Below are 16054 nucleotides of genomic sequence, written 5' to 3'. Positions count from 1 at the left end.
GGGTGCGGCGGGGGATGGGCATTCTCGATGAGTCTGAATCGCAGGAAGCGTCGATTGCATGAGCAGATCAATCGCGCATGTGCGTGATCCCGAAGGGATGTTGTCTGCGGGAGCCGACGATCGGGCAGGGCTGCCAGACGCTTGCGGCCGAGGTAGATGCGATCCTGCCCGTTGACTTGTGAACGCGCAGGGCAAGGGTCTTGACAGGGAACGCGGCGGCCACGGCCGTCTGCTCAAGCGGACCTGCCACCGGCAGGCTGCCGCGGCAGGCGGTACGCGGGATAAGGCGCCTCGCCGCGCATTGCCGCCAGCATCGTGTCGTAAAGCTCCAGGATGCGGTCTTTGGTGCGGTAGCAGCCATAGCGTTGCTCGTCGTTTCGCTTCACGATGGGAAATGTGTCGAGGATGTGGCTCACCGCGTCCCGTGGCGTGGGGAAGTGCCGCTTCAGTTCGGCCAGTTGCTCGGGCGTTTCATCCACGACGGCCCCGTCCGCGCGTCGGGCCGCACGCCACTGCCCGTCGGGCGTGCAGGGCAGGTAGAGGTGGAAGAATGCGGCGTCCAGCTCACAGCGAAGCTGAAAGCGTCGCTCCACGTCCCACGCAAATGGCGGGCCGTCGTAGCCCATGTCGCGGGCGAAGGGGGCCAAATCCCAGGCGGTGTAGACCAGTTCCAGCACGCGGGGCTTGAGGAAGTCGGCTGATCATTTGGCGAGTCTGCCTTGGTGTCAGAACTCGTCCTCGAGTTACAGCTTGGTCCATTCTCTGAATCCTTGAGATCATGATGGAATCGGTGCGTTTGGCCCCAGTCGATAGCCATGTTGCACGAGTTGCCAAAACAAATTCTGGCTGTTTACGCGAAACTGATATTCGGAACGGTAACCGCCCCCCGGCCGCGACTCGACGGTGTACCCAAGCGTTCCAAGACTCTCTGCTACCCAGTGAGGCGCGTCAAAGTATATGCGGCACTCCAAACCCCACTTGTTGTTCTGCACTTTGTAGTAGTCGCTTGTGACGGGGTTCTCTCCCGTGATGGCCTTGTAACGATCGTCGAAATCTGCCCGACTGGTTGGCGCAAGCTCGACCTCAAGGAGGAGGCGATCAAACTTCCCGAATAGCGTCAGGTCCATAGTTGGCTCCTTGTTCAATCACAGCTTCACCAGCGGGGCTTGCGTCCCTTGCTGATGGCTATCGCAAGATCTGACGGTACACCAAATGCCGCATACACAACGTCGTTAAGCTGGCCCCATAGGGCCTTGTTCCGCGGTTCTTCGGAAAGGGCCTTTCCGTGTTGGTCGAGGATTCCGAACAGGTCGGTCTTCGGTACAGGTATCTTCCTCAGAAAATACCCATCGAAGTGCATAGTCCGCACCGCGCGGTTGTAGATGCACACATAAACGAACCAATTCACGATGTCGCTCATCAGAAAAGCCGCAATCGCCCACGGCGATACATCGGAGCTTAATGGTGTAACGAGATTTACCGTATCGAGGCAAGCAACCCTGTCGGTCACAACGCATCCGGTAAGTTTGATGTGATTCTCAGGGCGAGTGATGTGAGCCACGATATTCTGGAAGACCGCGGTAGGCCCCTGCGTGAGTCGCACAGGTGCCCTAGCGAGGATGTCTTCAGTGATGAAACGCTCGATGGGTCTAAGCTCGAAGTCGGCTATGTCCCTTCCCGCAAGCACCGGTATCGTTCCATCGGTTACGACAAGGCTCTGCAAACCTGTGCCCCGCTGGGTCGCACAGATGCGGTCAAGTAACCTATCTGAGTTGCGAAGCATGGCAGCAACTATTTGCGTATCGCGCTCGGTCAATCCCGTTGGTATGATGCCAAACCGCTGAACGGCCTCAGACGCTTCGTCCACCGCCCATTCAATGGTGCTCCCGGTCATGCGACCAAGCCGCTGTGTCGGAGCATTGGTGTCAGATAGCCGACTTGTGTAGGTCACCAAGACCTGTTCGAGAAGTACTTCCTCCCATGCTTCACTAACGTCGATAACCTGTTCTATCGAGGGAAGAAGATCGTCGCGAACAGGAACCCATGAGAAGGAGTAGGTGAGCGACTTGGGAACGACCAAGCCTACTCTGCGATTTGGGCGGATCGCTCGTTGGCACAACAAAAGGAAATCGGCGGCGCTATTCGCGGTCGCAGAGCCTACCGGCTGGATAGAATTGAGTAAGAGCCTCTCTCTGTGTGACTGTGCAGCACCATAGGGTGGGTTGCCAAGTATCGCGTCGAAGCCGCCTGACCAGCCGGTCAGCTCATCTTCGTCGATCTGGTCAGTAGGCTTGGGCTTGAAGACCTCGGGGAAGGCCAGGTGCCAGTGGAAGAACTTGTACTGCTCGCGCAAGGCGAGCAGTTGGTCCTTCTGGGCCGGGGTGATGTGGTGGGGATTGGCTTCCCAGCGGCGGAAGATGGCCTGGGTGATCTCCAGCGGCGCGCCGCCGCGTTTTTCACAGACGAAGGCGGCGCACCAGGCGTCGGCGAGCAGCCAGGCGTTCTCGTAGGGCGTCGAGCGCACAAGTTCGACGAAGTGTCGTTCCTTGGCGGCAAGAGCCTGGGGAGTGGAGTCGTCTTCGGCGGTCAGGTTGGCAAAGGACTGCACGAAGTTGCCGAGCTTGAGCCACTGCGGCTGGTCGAAGGCCAGTTGCCCCTGGCCGCGGCGTTCATCGCGGTTGCGACGCTTGAGTTCGGAGCAGACAGCGCGGTCGTCGCCCTCGATGGGCTTGAAGGCGTCGTCGGGGATGCCTCGCTTCATCAGGGCCGGGGTGGTTCCGAGCAGGCTGTTGCCGCAGCGGATGTGGTGATCGAGGAAGCTCAGTGGCCGACCGGGTTCCAGGGCTTCGAGCCAGAGGTTGATCTTGCACAGTTCCACGGCCATGGGATTGACGTCCACGCCGTAGATGCACCGGCCGACCACGTCGCGCAGGGCGTGCTGGATGGACTCGGGAGCGGGTTCATCTTCGCCGGCGCGGATGGCCGCGAGGCGCTTGGCGATGCGGTGGGCGGCGGCGATGAGGAAGTGGCCGGAGCCGCAAGCCGGATCGCAGACCTTCAGGTCGAGAAGCGCCTGCTCGGGGTCGGGCTTCTGGCAGGCTTCGTCGAGGACCGGGTCCAGGGCCGAATCGAGCAGGCAATTGACCAGGCTGCTCGGGGTGTAGTAGGAGCCGGTGGTTTTGCGTTCAGAGCCGGCGGCGACGGTAAGGGTGAAGCGGCCAGCGTCGAGGTTGACGTCGGGGCGCATCTCCAGGAGGGATTCGTAGACGCTGCCGAGCTCCTCGGGGCCGAGGTTGCGGTAGTCCACGGAGCGGCGGACATTGTTGTCGGCCGTGAAGGTGAGATTCCAGACGGCGACGAGCAGGTCGGCGTTGGCGATGTCGGCATCGTCGAGGTCCGGGGTGGAGGTGGGGGCGAACAGGTACGACCCCAGCGCCGGCAAGGCAAGTTGCATGCAGCCGGAATGCAGCTTGGCGAAGACCAGGCGCAAGGCGCGGTAGAGGTCTGCGTGTCGCGCGGAACGGCGCCGTTCAGCCAGCCGGCGAAGCCGTTGAGTGGAGTAGTAACGAATGTAGAGTTCGCGAGCGTCGGCGAGGCGTGGATCTTCGCCGGCCGGCAGCAGCAGCAGGTCGCGGTCTTCGGCCACGAAGAGGAACAGCAGCCGGTAGACGACGCGCAGGACCTGCCGGTAGTAATCCTGGGTGGAGAGTGTGCCGGCGCGGAGCTTGTCGCGGAGGGCGGTATTGGCCGGGTGGGAAAGGAATCCGCCGCCCAGGGCTTCGATGGCCTTTTCCACGCCATCGCGAAGGTGGTCCAGGACGCGGGTGCCTTCGCGGAGCGAGGTGTTGTACCAGCGCTCCAGCCAGCAGTGCTCAATGGTCTTGCCTTCGGGGACCTCGACGCGCGACTGATGGCAGAGCAGGAACAGAAGGAAAAAGTCGCTGTAGACTTCGCCTTCCATCATCGACTGAAGGTCAAACTCAACGCAGGCGGCGCGGGTGAGCGAGACGTTGTCGCGGAGCAGCCGCAGCCGCAGGCCATTGGAGACGAAGCCCCAGAGGTAGCCTTCGCCGCGGTTCAGAAGCTCCTGGAGCAGGCTGTGGGGGCTGGCGCGCGAGGCACCGCGGGCGCCGGGTGAGCGGCGGTCGAGTTCCTGTCGGAACGAGACAAGATGGATCGGCACGGACTGCCAGATGTGGCTGACGGGATAGGTCTTGCCGTGGATTTCAATGCTCTTGGCCGTCTGGAGCCGGCCGTAGCCGAGTTCCTGGAAGAGAATGAGCAGCCAACGCTCGCGGGTGAGGGTTGTGCCGGCGTCGGACTCGGGCAGCTTGTCCATGCCGGCGCGGAAGCCTTCCCATGCGCCCTGGAGCCGGTTCCATGCCCGCGTGGCGGCTTCGTTGAGTCGCTCAGACTTGGCCAGGTGGTAGGTTTCCGGCGTCAGGCCGTCGATGGAGCGGTCGCCTTCGGCGATGCGGAGAAGCAAGTCAGCGGGCAGAAGCCCACCGTCGGTTCGGATCGTGGTAAAGGCATTGCGTCGGCTGATCTGCATGGCTAAGCCCCCGCCGGCAGAAAGACGTAAATGCCCAGCACGTCAGCCGGCAGCTCGGGTCGAATCTCATACCGCACGCCGCGCATGCGCGCTGCCTCGCGGACGCGGCGATGGGCATCGAGTAACTCCTGACCCCGTTGGCGGGCGAACTGTTCGATCCTGGGACGGAGATGCTCGAAGCGGTCGATGACCTTTCGTACGAAATCCGCCGCCTGTGACGGTGTGATGTTCTGCTTTGGCTCGGCGTACTGGAGCTTCTGGGTTTTTGCCGCGTCGAGCCACTGGGCCTTGTCGGGCGCACCGGCAAAGGCGAGAAGCTGGGAATCCTCGGCCAGGAGCTGCGTCGATTGCTCGCCGCGGTGTGTGACGATGTGATAGCGATAGCGAAGCAGCAGCAAGGTCGTCCAGCGGTCCACGGCGTCGGTGCGAATGGCCCCGCAGCGACGGGCGACGTTGCCTTCGCCGTCCAGGGCGGCGTTCAGCACGTACTGGGCCAGCCCTTCGACGATGGGGTGCGTGCGGCCGAGGTAGAGCACGCCCGGATCGACGGGAAGCTCGAACTTTGCCTTGAAGCTTTCCACGAATCCACATGTTTCGCGTAAGGCCCGCGGTATCTGTCGAAGGTCGAATTCGACGAAGCCGGGCCGATCCGTCACGAAGGCACCATAGGCGCGGAGCGCGTCCCGCGTGAACGATTCGACGTCACGGGCCGAGCCGATGGCGGATCGGACGGCCTCAAGCTCGCGAGCGACGTCGCCGACGCGCGCCTGAATGCCTTCCTGTGCAAACATGGTCCGCGAGCGCTTTTCCTTCTGGCTGGCGTTCTCCCAGTCGGTGTGCAGCCGGGCGCGCTCGTCCTGGAGGTATTGCTCGAAGCCGGGGAGCAAGTCATCGGCGCGTGCGCCGGCGCGTTCGCGCAGGAGAAGGCCTTCGAAGATCGCCTCGACCACGGCGTTGGTGTCGGCCGGCACGGGCACGGAAATGCCCAGCGAGCTGCGGATGGCCTTGTGCTTGCGAAGCAGCACGTCGAGAACCAGGCCGTCGATCTGGTTGTCAATGCCGTAGTAGATCAGGGAGCGGACGGTGGGACTGGCCTGCCCGTAGCGGTCAACGCGGCCGTCGCGCTGCTCATGGCGGGTGGGGTTCCAGGACAGGTCGTAGTGAACGACGGCGTTGAAGTACTGCTGGAGGTTGATGCCTTCGCTGAGGCAGTCGGTGCAGACAAGAACGCGGGGCGACGATTCGGCGAGTTGGCGGACGCGAATCTCGCGTTCTTCGGGCGGCAGAAGCCCGGTTACGGCAGTGACGGCGACCCTGTTGCCGAGCCGCTGGCGCAGCTCTTCGGCCAGGTATTCGGCGGTCGGAATGAAGCGGCAGAAGACGATGGGATTGTAACCGTCGTGGATGATCTGCTTAAGCAGGGACACCGCCTTGGTCAGCTTGGCGTCCTTGTCGCCGGCAAGCTTCTCGGCTTGGCGAGCAAGCTCCAGAAGCCGGCGCGACCCGTCGCTGGCGGCTTCTTCGCCGGGGTCGCTGCCCGGGGCAACGTCGGGAGTTTCGGCTGCTTCGTGGTCTTCCTGGTCCAAGACCATGCGCTGGCCAACTTCGTCGGCTTCCTGCCAACTCAGGGTTTCGGCCGACGCCGAACGCGAGCGAAGCGTTGCCGCGGCCGCGGCCGGGCTGGATGCAAGTGAACGAAGCAACGCCAGGGCCGACCACCAGCGAACGCGCATCCGGTGCTGCCCGCCGGTCTTGTCCGCCACGATCTCTCGGGCATAGTTCAGCACGCGATCGAAGAGGTCCTTGTATTCTGGTGTGAGCTTGTAGTGTTCCTCGCGGTCTTCCCGGCTGGGGAAGACGGTCTCTTTGTCGAGGAAGTGCCGGATGTCGGCGCGGCGTCGTTGGACGAAGTGCGCTGCCAGTCGCCGGCGATAGGGCTCGTTTTCCGGTCCGCTCAGTTCGTCGGGGAGGTTCGCAAAATCCTTGTTCACAAAGCTCAGGAGCGAGCGAAAGGCGGCCTCTTTGCCGCTGTGCGGCGTGGCTGTTACAAAGATCATGTGGCGGTTTTCATCTGCCGCCAAGTCCTTGACCAGAGTGTATCGCTGGTGTCGTCCGGCGCGGGAGTCTTGTTCCCAGGCGCAGGAGTGGGCCTCATCCAGGATGACAAGGTTCGGGCAGGTACGGATGAACTCGTCGCGCCGGCGGTCGGACTTGATATAGTCGATGGAAACGACCGTGAACGGGTGCACGTCGAAGATCGACTGATTTGCACGGCATTCCCGCTCAAGTCGATGCACCGTGCTGGGCAGGACAAGCCGCGCGTCGATGTGGAACTTCTCGGCCAGTTCGCGCTGCCACTGCTCGGCCAGGTGCGGCGGGCACAGAACACAAAGAGCCTGGCATTCGCCACGATCCAGAAGCTCGCGTGCGATCAGTGCCGCCTCGACGGTCTTGCCGACCCCCACGTCATCGGCGATCAAAATCCGCACCGGGTCGAGTTGCAGCGCCATCAGAAGCGGCACGAGCTGATACGGGCGCGGCTCAACGGCAATCCGGCCGAACGAACGGAACGGTCCTGCGCTGGACCGGAAGCCCAGCCGCAAGGCATCGCGGAGGAATCGACAGGAGCGGTAATCGCCGACCTGCGCCGGATCGGGCAGGTCAAAGCTGGCTGGCTCGACGCTTTCCAAGGCGGTGCAGACGCCAGCGATTTCATCATCCGTGCCGCCCAGAGGGCGTAGGAGAAGCAGCTCGTCGCTGGACTCGGGAAGGACCACCCATTCGCGGCCACGGGTACGCACCAGTGATCCGATGGCGTATGTCATTCGTGCCCCCTGAAGATGTTGGGATAGCGATCCAGAATCGCCTGCCAGTCCCCATCATGGCCGAAGCGCACGACCGTCCATCCTTGCTCAGCCAGCGCCGATTCCTGTTCGCGGTCGCGCTGGGCACGCTCGGGGAACTGATGGTGCGGCCCGTCAACGTAGATGGCGCAGTACTCATCGCGGTAGAGGAAATCGGGGCGGGTATTGCACGCACTGATTCTCGCTTGCGCATGGGTGGGTAGCCGGCAGTTCCGCTCATCAATGAACCGCAGCCACTTTCGTTCCAGTTCCGATCCCGCGAGTCTCAACAACTGTTCCAGATGTGCGGCCCTGGTAACGGGGCCGGCCGACGCCCGCACGGTGCAGGCGGCAAGCTGCCGCAGCACGTCGCGGATCGACTTGCGGTCAAGCAGCTCATGGTCTGGCTGGTTCGTATAGCTCATCAGGCAGTCGTAGCAGGCCGCTTCGCAGTCCTCCTTCGCCACGGCGCTTCGCCGCAGGTCGTCACCGGTGGCTGGGTCGAAGTGACAAAGTCGCAAGGCTACTTCGGCAACCTGCCTTACTGCTGACTCGTCTTCGACGAGCCTGCGCAAGACGCCAGCGCCGCCTTCAGCCGACTCGTAGAAAAGCAACGACCGCCGATCCTGCGGCCTGGGCATCGGTTCGCTCGCAAGTTCACTGTCCTCAAGCTCAAAGCGAACCTGAATAGCATTCTTCAATGCGGCCTGGAGCGAGGCCATCGCGCCTGCGCCAAGGTTGCTTGCCGGCTCGAAGATCAGACAGTTCCGTCGGTCCTCAACGAACGGAATGACTCGAAGCTGTCGAGGACTCATCGGATCGTCGGCGTCAGGGGTTTCGTCATCGCTGCGCGCCCAGTAGCCGCGTTCGATATCCAGGACGAACCCCGTCTGGTCCTGATTGCGTCGCCGTCTCCAGCCCATGTTGATCCGCCACAGCGTAGCGGCATGGCCGTAGTACAGGGTCGCCAACGGCCGGCCGTCCGCCTCCAGGGAGGCAACCCTGTAAGAGGCCGCGCCTTCGCGCTCGGCGAACCGGATGGCAGTTCGCAGTTCGTAACCATGCCGTAGCCGTTCTTCTTCGTCGCAGCTGATACGGTCGCGGCGCTTGGTCACCACGTTCTGGAGTCGGAAAAGCTGCCGAAGAGGCGAGCCCAGGCGACAACGGCAACGCTCGCAGATGTCGGGGCCGGTTCCATCTGCTCCTGGATGCATGTAGCCGCAATGAGGGCAGATGAAGGCGACTCGGGTGTGAATGTCTTCGCCTTCTTCCTGCACCGGCAGGATGACCTGATTGATGATGTACCGGGAGCCCTCATGGTAGACGATGGCGCGTGGGCCGAATTCGGAAATGGCCAGAAAGCGTGGGCGTGAGACGAATTCATCGCGGTTCGCGCGCAGCCGGCGGCCTGGGATGTAGGCGGATAGCGGCAGGCGGGGGAAGTTGTAGCCGGGAAGGAACCCTTCACTGGCGAAGTAGCGGTAACTGTAAAAGTCCGACTGGACGATGTTCTCTGCGTCCATCAGCAGACGAAGCTGCGCCTCAGCCTCACGCCGCAGCCGTTGAGCTTCCTGCTTGTCCTGTGGGCTGCGCGACGCGTCCAAAATGATCTGGCTTTGCTTCTGTGCCTGCACGTAGGCCGACCGATACAGTCCACGCCACCGATCGCAAGCACGGTTAAACTCCGTCCCAACATGCGAAAGGACCATGTCAAGCCAGGCGGTGTCGAAGCGAGCTGCTTCCGGGTCCTCCCTGACCATCTTCAGGACATGCTCGGCACGGTGGCGAGCCCGATTTCGGGCGTTCACGTCGTTGACTGCTGCTTCAACGTGCGGCAGCAGAGCCAGCGATGGCGGGTCGCCGGTGAGATCAAGCAGGTCACGAAGCGAGACTCCGAGGGACAGGCCCGTTTCAGATAGCCAGATGGCCTGAACGTGAGACCGGATCAAGTCCTCGTTTGCCAAGTCGATTTGCGGCGGGGAGACCACGCCCGCCACCATCTTCTCCGACTGTCTGTAGAAGTACTGGTCGTGCGGGCTGCCCGAGGCGCAGTAGGTGAATACCAGGGCGGGCTGACCGCTACGCCCGGCACGGCCGCTGCGCTGAGCGTAGTTGGCCGGCGTGGGCGGGACATTCCGCATGTTCACCGCGTTCAACTGCGCGATGTCGATGCCGAGTTCCATCGTCGGCGAGCAATAGAGCACAGGCAATCGCCCCTCACGGAATGCTTCTTCCCTTTTCTGGCGGTGCTCGTAAGAAACCTGCGCGGTGTGCTCTCGCGCCTCAATGCCGTGGGTGAGGCGGGCGACGTCCCTGTAGTACTGTTGAAAGAAAGGATTCGGCCGCTTGCCTTCCGCCGACATCGTCGGCTGGCGGATTGGGTCGTAATAGCCTCGCGTGCCATCGCCGGCTTTCCAGACCATGCTGTCGGCCAGTAGCTGATAGCCGGGGACATCGTTGTCCGCATGTGGCTCGTGCACCACTGTCAAGATGCCGCCTTGCTGCAATGCCCTGAGCAGGTCTCTGATGATGCGTGCAGTGTCGTCCAGCGTCAGCCGCCCAGCCTGAAGCGTGGTCGGGCGACGCACGTACTGGCCGAAGCCACTGTACGATGACAGAAACAGGTCGCCGCCGTAATCCTGCCCCGGACGGTAAGCTCGTGGGTAAAGCACCGCCGCATGCTCCAGGTCGCGGACCTGATCGTTTTCGTCGAAGCCCCAAGGCGGGATAAGGCGCTGGCTGCTCTGGAGCAGGAGACGCTCTTGGAACTGCTGGTCGAGGTACTCCACCTTGACCGCCAGGCTCCGGCGCATGAGGTCGAGCAGGACGCGGGACACTTCCATGCGCTGCTCAACGCTCGCGTTTGCCAACGACGGATGGGCGGACTGCCAGATGTCCGTCGCCTCGCACACCTGTCGGAGGTAGGGATAGTCAATGACGAGCAGACCGACTTGCTCAAGGTTGGGCGCGGTGACTCGCCAGCCGCGCAGCAGGTCACGGTAGAGGCGATAGCCCAGGACGTGACGCAGGACGCGGTTGGTTTCATCGCGAGCTTGGAAGCGGGCAGACGGATCGCTGGCGTAGTCCTCGAAGCGCAGGCCGAGCGCATCGAATACCTTCATCGCCAGTTCATCATGCCGCAACCCGTCCGCTCCCGCACGGACCGCTGCCAGATAGAGCGCTGCGCGAAGTCGCCCCACCTCGACGAAGTCGTTGAAGTGACCGGCTTGCAGCGATGCGTCCTGCCGGTTGTCGGTGAAACTGAGCAACTTTCTCGCCTCACGTGCAAGCGGCATTTCGCGCAGGTGAACAATCGCGGCGAGGCTAAGGATCGTTGTTGCCGTGCTTCGGCCGCCGGAGCCGAGGGTGCTGAGCTTCTGAAAGTCCGACCTCTGGCGGGTGCCATAGGACACGCCGCAGCGAAGGCAGAATCGGAAAGGGGCCGGAAGATACCAGGCACGCAGGCCGGTTTCGTCAAGACGACCATCGGTCGTGACATTGACAGCTTGCGGCAGTTCCTTGCGGCGGCGACCCAGGATTCGGCCATCCGCATCGAGCCAGTCTTCGGGCAGACGAGCGAGCATCTCTTTGGCTTCGTCCGGCCAAGGATGCTGCGTGCTGACATACAGGAAGCCCGGCTTACTGTCGTCCTCAGGCCGTGTATCGCGGAGGTCGCGCGGCAGAAACCTCTGTCGGCCGGAGGTCTCGTCGGGCTCCAGGCGGACACAGTAGTACTCCTGTCCGCACTCACGGCAAAATGCCAAGGGGAGCAGTACCTTGCGTCGATCTCCCGGCACGTACTGCTGTCCATGAAGTGTCACGTATCGGTGCTGTTCCGGCTCAAGGGACGCATACGCGGTGTCGCCACCGCTGATGAACTGGTGAACCCGGAAGGCAAAGACGGGGAAACCGGTATCTGGATTCAGGCAGGTGTATCCAGCCAGCAGCATCTGCTGAATCGCGGCGACGCAGCGCTCCGGCGGCTGACCAGTTAGCCTGCTCAGTTCTTCAGCCGCTCCGCTCGGCCCGGTAATGCGTCGGGGGTCTTGTCGCACGAATCGCCCGCTTTCAGGCTCGCGACGTACGCCGAATGTGCTTTCGATCCACGACGCCAGAGGATCGTTCAAGAACTGCTCGAAGCTCTCTGGTACGGCTGACGGCTGCGACACGCGAGCGGCCAGCCGGGAGAGAAACATCGGATCCTGACGGTTCTCCTCGGGGGTCATGCGGCGCAACGTTTCGCCGATTACCCCTTGCGGTTCAACCGTGGCACCCAATATCTGAGATGCGACCCTTGCGACCTCCGCTTGCTGGTCCGCCCATCTTCCGCCACTTGCCAAGGTCGCTGACGTGCCGACGCACTGAAGCGTGTCTGCCGAGAAGGCGTTCCGAGCGCGACGAACCAGCATCGCCACATCCGCGCCTTGTCGGCCGCGGTACGTGTGAAGCTCATCAAGAACGAGGAATCGCAAGCCGGACGCGGCTCGGACCAGGGGTTTCTCGTGGGGCCGAGTGAGCAGAAGCTCCAGCATGACGTAGTTGGTCAGGAGGATATCCGGCGGGTCGGCAACGATCTGCTGTTGCTCTTCCGCAGACTCTTGCCCCGTGTACCGTCGGAAGGTCACCGGTCGCTGGTCATCCGCATAGCCGAAGTGAATAAACTTCACCAGCTCGTTGGTTTGGCTGTTGGCCAATGCGTTCATCGGATAAACGATAATCGCCTGAATGCCGCGACCCGTGCCGTTCCTCAGCACGTGGTCAACGATCGGGATGATGTACGCAAGGCTCTTGCCGGACCCCGTGCCGGTGGTGAGCACGTAATTTCCCCCCGACGCAGCGACTCGTACGGCATCGGCCTGGTGCCGGTGGAGCCGAAGGGGCTTGCCTGTGTCGGTGGGGCCGGATTTCAAACGGAAGATGCGGCGGCACTCATCGTGAAGAACGCCCTGGTCGGCAAGCTCGTCGATGGTCTCGCCCGGCTCGAAGGACGGGTTCAATTGGACGAGCGGGTCGGGCCAGAGAGCGCCTTCTTCAAGCTCGTGATCCACGTACTCCGCAATGCGTGCATCCTGGATCGCTATGAAGCTGCGCACGAACTTCGCGTAGTCCCTGATCAGACGGTTCCGAAGGTCAAAGACGTCCATCTACGCGCCCTCACGTTCACTGTTGTTGCGAAATGTCTTGTTCGCGTCGTTACGCACCGACTGATCCGCCGCCGCACCGTAACCGTACAACATGGTCCAACCTTCCAGGGTGGGCAGCCTGCCTTCCTGGGACACACTGTACGTGTAGAGCGTGGACCGGAAAGCCTTCAGGTATTTGGACAACTCGGCGATGGTCATCACCACATCCGGCGACCAGCCCATGTCGGCCCCCTCTCTGTTGGAACCGTGCTTAGACGTGCCCCGAGCGCGTCTCACCCATTTAGCAGGCATTCTTACCTGGTGTCAATGGACGTCACGACCCTCGTACGCGATTGACGTAAGCATTGGCTTTGGCGGCGCCCGGTAGCGCCGCCACTGCGGCGCCATCGGCGAGTGCCGAGCGTGACTGTGGGCGCAGTTCGAGCGACTGCGGTCCGCGATGACCAGGAGCATCTGGCCGCTCTGGCCGAGGCGACCGCCGTGCCTGCTTCGGCGTGGGGAAAGCTCGCGCCGGGCTGGGCAGCGGGCTACGACCTGCGGGCGCTGCCCGCCGGTGGGGACGGCTGCAAAGAGAATCCGCCGAGCGGTGCGTGCATCTTTCTTGAGCATGCAGGCGACGGGCGGATCGTCGGGCTGAGTCTGCGGGCGCCGGATCGGCGGAAGGGATCACCGGCTGGGGCGAAGCGCCGGCTGGTTGTATCGGCCAACCGGCGAACGCAGTTTCAGCGGATCATCCACCGCGCGCACCGGTCGCCCTGGCCAAAACGCTGCTGCAACCGGCGGAGAGGCAGGCAGACCGAGTTGATGCGGGAATACGACCTGGCCACGGTGTGCAGGTGGATCGGCAATTCGCCCGCCGGGGCCGCCCGTTACTACGCGCTGTGCGTAGACCCTGGATGCCGACTTCCAGCGGGCAAGCGGACGTGGGAGCGTACACGAACAAAAGGTTTGCGCGGCACAGAATCCGGCACAGTATACGGCGGAATCGGGCAGAATGCCGCGGAAAGCGGAGACCACCAGAACGCTGGAACCATCGAGGTTACAGGGAGACGCGGCGGTATGCAGCTTGGTGCGAGAAGGGGAAATGGGCGATACAGGACTCGAACCTGTGACCTCACGGGTGTGATCCGTGCGTTCTAGCCAACTGAACTAATCGCCCGGGCATCTACGACAAATCTAGGGTGGATGGGGCGCAAAATCAATGGGGAATGACCCGAACGACTCAACGGTCTTTGGACGCGGGGCGTCGGCGTGGGGTGGGGGAAGCTTTGGATCTGGACGGTTCACGGCGAGCGGCAGAGGCAGTCGTGGCGTGACGATGATCGACACGCTCGACGGGGAAGACGGCCTCGGCGGCACGCGTGGCGGCGGCGGGGTCGGTGGGCAACGCGCCCAGCGGAATGCTGGTGGTGGGCTCGGCCAGCAGGTCGGCGATGGTGGAATCGCGGAACGCCTGCTCGACCATGGCCATGGCGTTGTCCAGGCGTTTGTGCAGGGGGCACAGGGCCGAGGCGTGCGAAGGCAATCCGAGCGGGCAGATGGCGATTCTGGGCAGCGGGGCGATGGCGTCGATCACGTCATAGACGCTGAGTTGTTTGGGGTCTTTTGCCAGCACCGAACCGCCGCCCAGTCCGCGCTGCGAGCGCACGATGCCACGTCGGGCCAGATTCTGGAGAATTTTGGACAGATATCCTGAAGGGACACGAGTGGCGGCGGCGATCTGCGCGGTGGTGGCGGGGCGCCCACGCAGTGTGCCGAGGAACACGACGATGCGCAGCGCATATTCGGCGGTGAGCGAGAACACGTTTTTCAAGACTCCCGAATCGCGGTGAAGCGGATCAATCAACCGACGGTGTGGGCATGCTATCGGACAAGCGGCTTTGACGCCAGCGGGCAAATCGCGCCGGAAATGTTAATCGCGTAACTGCAGTTCGTGCAGGGATCTGGCAGCGGCGGGGTAAAAAAAGTGATTGGGAGGGCTTGCCTTGCCGAGGAGTTATGGATATAAAGGTCCAGAACTACTGATTTGGCAGGAGTCGCCCGATGACCATGACGCTCAATGCCGCCGAGACAGCCAGCCAGGCCAGCCAATCGGAAGCGGCGGCGACAGGCTGTAGCGGCGGGCGCGAGGGGCCGGACCTGCTGGCGGGAGCGGCGGCGGTGCTGGTGCCGCTGCTGACGCTGGGGCTTTGTGCGGCGGTGTGGATGGGCCTGCAAGCCAGGCAGCGTCAGCAGCAGTCATTGGCTGAGGCACTGGCGCCGCGCCCGGCGAAGCTGGACGCGGCGGCCTACGCGCGCGGGCAGCAACTGTACGCGATGGCGTGCGCCGCATGTCATGGGCCCAACGGGAGCGGCGTTGCCGGGTTGGGAAAGGATCTGACCAGAAGCACGTTCGTCCGCAGGTTGAGCGACGCGGAGCTGGCGGCGTTCATCACCGAGGGCAGACCTGCGGATCACCCGCTGAACACGACGAAAGTGCCGATGCCACCCAAAGGGGGCCGGGCCGATTTCAGCGACCAAAACATAGCGGACATCGTGGCGTATTTGCGTGGCCTGTCGGATCCGCGTCGGATTCCGAGCGGGCCTCTGCCGCAGGTAGAGCTGGTGATCGGCCAGCCGTCTGCGCCACTGGCGGCGCAGCAGGCGGAGTCGCTCAGCCTCGGCGGTGTCGAGTCGGCCGCGGGCAAGCCGACCGCCGCATCACACGCGACATTCGCGCTGGATCCGCAGGCGGTGGCGCGGGGCAAGAAGGCGTACATCTCGTGCATGGCCTGCCATGGGAAGGACGCCCGCGGCATCAAGAACATGGGCAAGGACCTGGTCAACAGCGAGTTCGTGGCGAAGTTGAGCGACGAACAGCTCGTGGAGTTCATCAAGAGGGGTCGAGGCCCGACCGACCCGGAGAACACCACGAAGGTTGCGATGCCTCCCAAAGGCGGCAACCCGGCGCTGAAGGACGAACAGATTCGGGACATCGTGGCGTATCTGCGATCACTTCAGAACCCGGCAGCGGCGGGTTCAGCGCCTGCGGAAAAGACCTCGGCGGCCAGCCCCTCGCCCGCACCTGAAGCAAGCTCTGGCGTTTCTGCGACCGCCAGCACGACGGACCGACCGACGCCGACAGCGGCGGCGATATCAATGGCGGCGCCTGCGGGTTCGGCAGTGCCCAATCCACAGTCCGCGGCCGCTCCCGCCGCCAGTGCTGGCGATCCGGCGCGGGGCAAGAAGGCGTACATCTCGTGCATGGCCTGCCATGGGAAGGACGCCCGCGGCATCAAGAACATGGGCAAGGACCTGGTCAACAGCGAGTTCGTGGCGAAGTTGAGCGATGAGCAGCTTGTGGAGTTCATCAAGAGGGGTCGAGGCCCGACCGACCCGGAGAACACCACGAAGATTGCGATGCCTCCCAAGGGGGGCAATCCGGCGCTGAAGGACGAACAGATTCGGGACATCGTGGCGTATCTGCGGTCGCTGCGTCAGTCGGCCAACGTGCAGTAGCAGATCGCGCAACAGCA

The 16054-nt window shown here is 63.1% G+C and carries 7 protein-coding genes, 1 tRNA gene and 1 pseudogene; 1 reads left to right on the top strand and 8 read right to left on the bottom strand.

Features of this window, described 5'->3' with window-relative positions:
- Window positions 1-233: 233 nt before the first annotated feature.
- The 8 genes and pseudogenes from ACQS5P_RS21670 to ACQS5P_RS21635 form a co-directional block, all read right to left on the bottom strand.
- Window positions 234-695: pseudogene (locus ACQS5P_RS21670) on the bottom strand (hypothetical protein); the annotation flags it as partial.
- A gap of 81 nt (window positions 696-776) precedes the next feature.
- Window positions 777-1127, bottom strand: a complete 351-nt coding sequence (locus tag ACQS5P_RS21665; protein ID WP_428938702.1) for a hypothetical protein — start codon at window positions 1125-1127, stop codon at window positions 777-779.
- A gap of 26 nt (window positions 1128-1153) precedes the next feature.
- Complete coding sequence (locus tag ACQS5P_RS21660) at window positions 1154-4552, bottom strand: Eco57I restriction-modification methylase domain-containing protein (RefSeq protein WP_428938701.1); 3399 nt, start codon at window positions 4550-4552, stop codon at window positions 1154-1156.
- A gap of 2 nt (window positions 4553-4554) precedes the next feature.
- Window positions 4555-7377, bottom strand: coding sequence for a helicase-related protein (locus ACQS5P_RS21655; RefSeq protein ID WP_428938700.1), 2823 nt, complete (start codon window positions 7375-7377; stop codon window positions 4555-4557).
- Window positions 7374-12539, bottom strand: coding sequence for a DEAD/DEAH box helicase (locus ACQS5P_RS21650; protein WP_428938699.1), 5166 nt, complete (start codon window positions 12537-12539; stop codon window positions 7374-7376). The genes ACQS5P_RS21655 and ACQS5P_RS21650 overlap by 4 nt, the downstream gene beginning before the upstream one ends.
- Window positions 12540-12761, bottom strand: a complete 222-nt coding sequence (locus ACQS5P_RS21645) for a hypothetical protein (protein WP_428938698.1) — start codon at window positions 12759-12761, stop codon at window positions 12540-12542.
- A gap of 863 nt (window positions 12762-13624) precedes the next feature.
- Window positions 13625-13698, bottom strand: a tRNA-Val gene (locus ACQS5P_RS21640).
- Between the two features lie 63 nt (window positions 13699-13761).
- Window positions 13762-14343, bottom strand: coding sequence for an Rrf2 family transcriptional regulator (locus tag ACQS5P_RS21635; protein WP_428941053.1), 582 nt, complete (start codon window positions 14341-14343; stop codon window positions 13762-13764).
- 239 nt (window positions 14344-14582) lie between these two features.
- Between ACQS5P_RS21635 and ACQS5P_RS21630 the strand changes: the two genes are divergently transcribed.
- Complete coding sequence (locus ACQS5P_RS21630; protein WP_428938697.1) at window positions 14583-16037, top strand: c-type cytochrome; 1455 nt, start codon at window positions 14583-14585, stop codon at window positions 16035-16037.
- Window positions 16038-16054: the final 17 nt, after the last annotated feature.

It is taken from the genome of Fontivita pretiosa (assembly GCF_050410795.1).
GTDB classification, from domain to species: Bacteria; Planctomycetota; Phycisphaerae; order Tepidisphaerales; family Tepidisphaeraceae; genus Fontivita; species Fontivita pretiosa.
The sequence above is the reverse complement of the archived record's forward strand: the minus strand, read 5'-3'. Positions and strand labels throughout refer to the sequence as shown.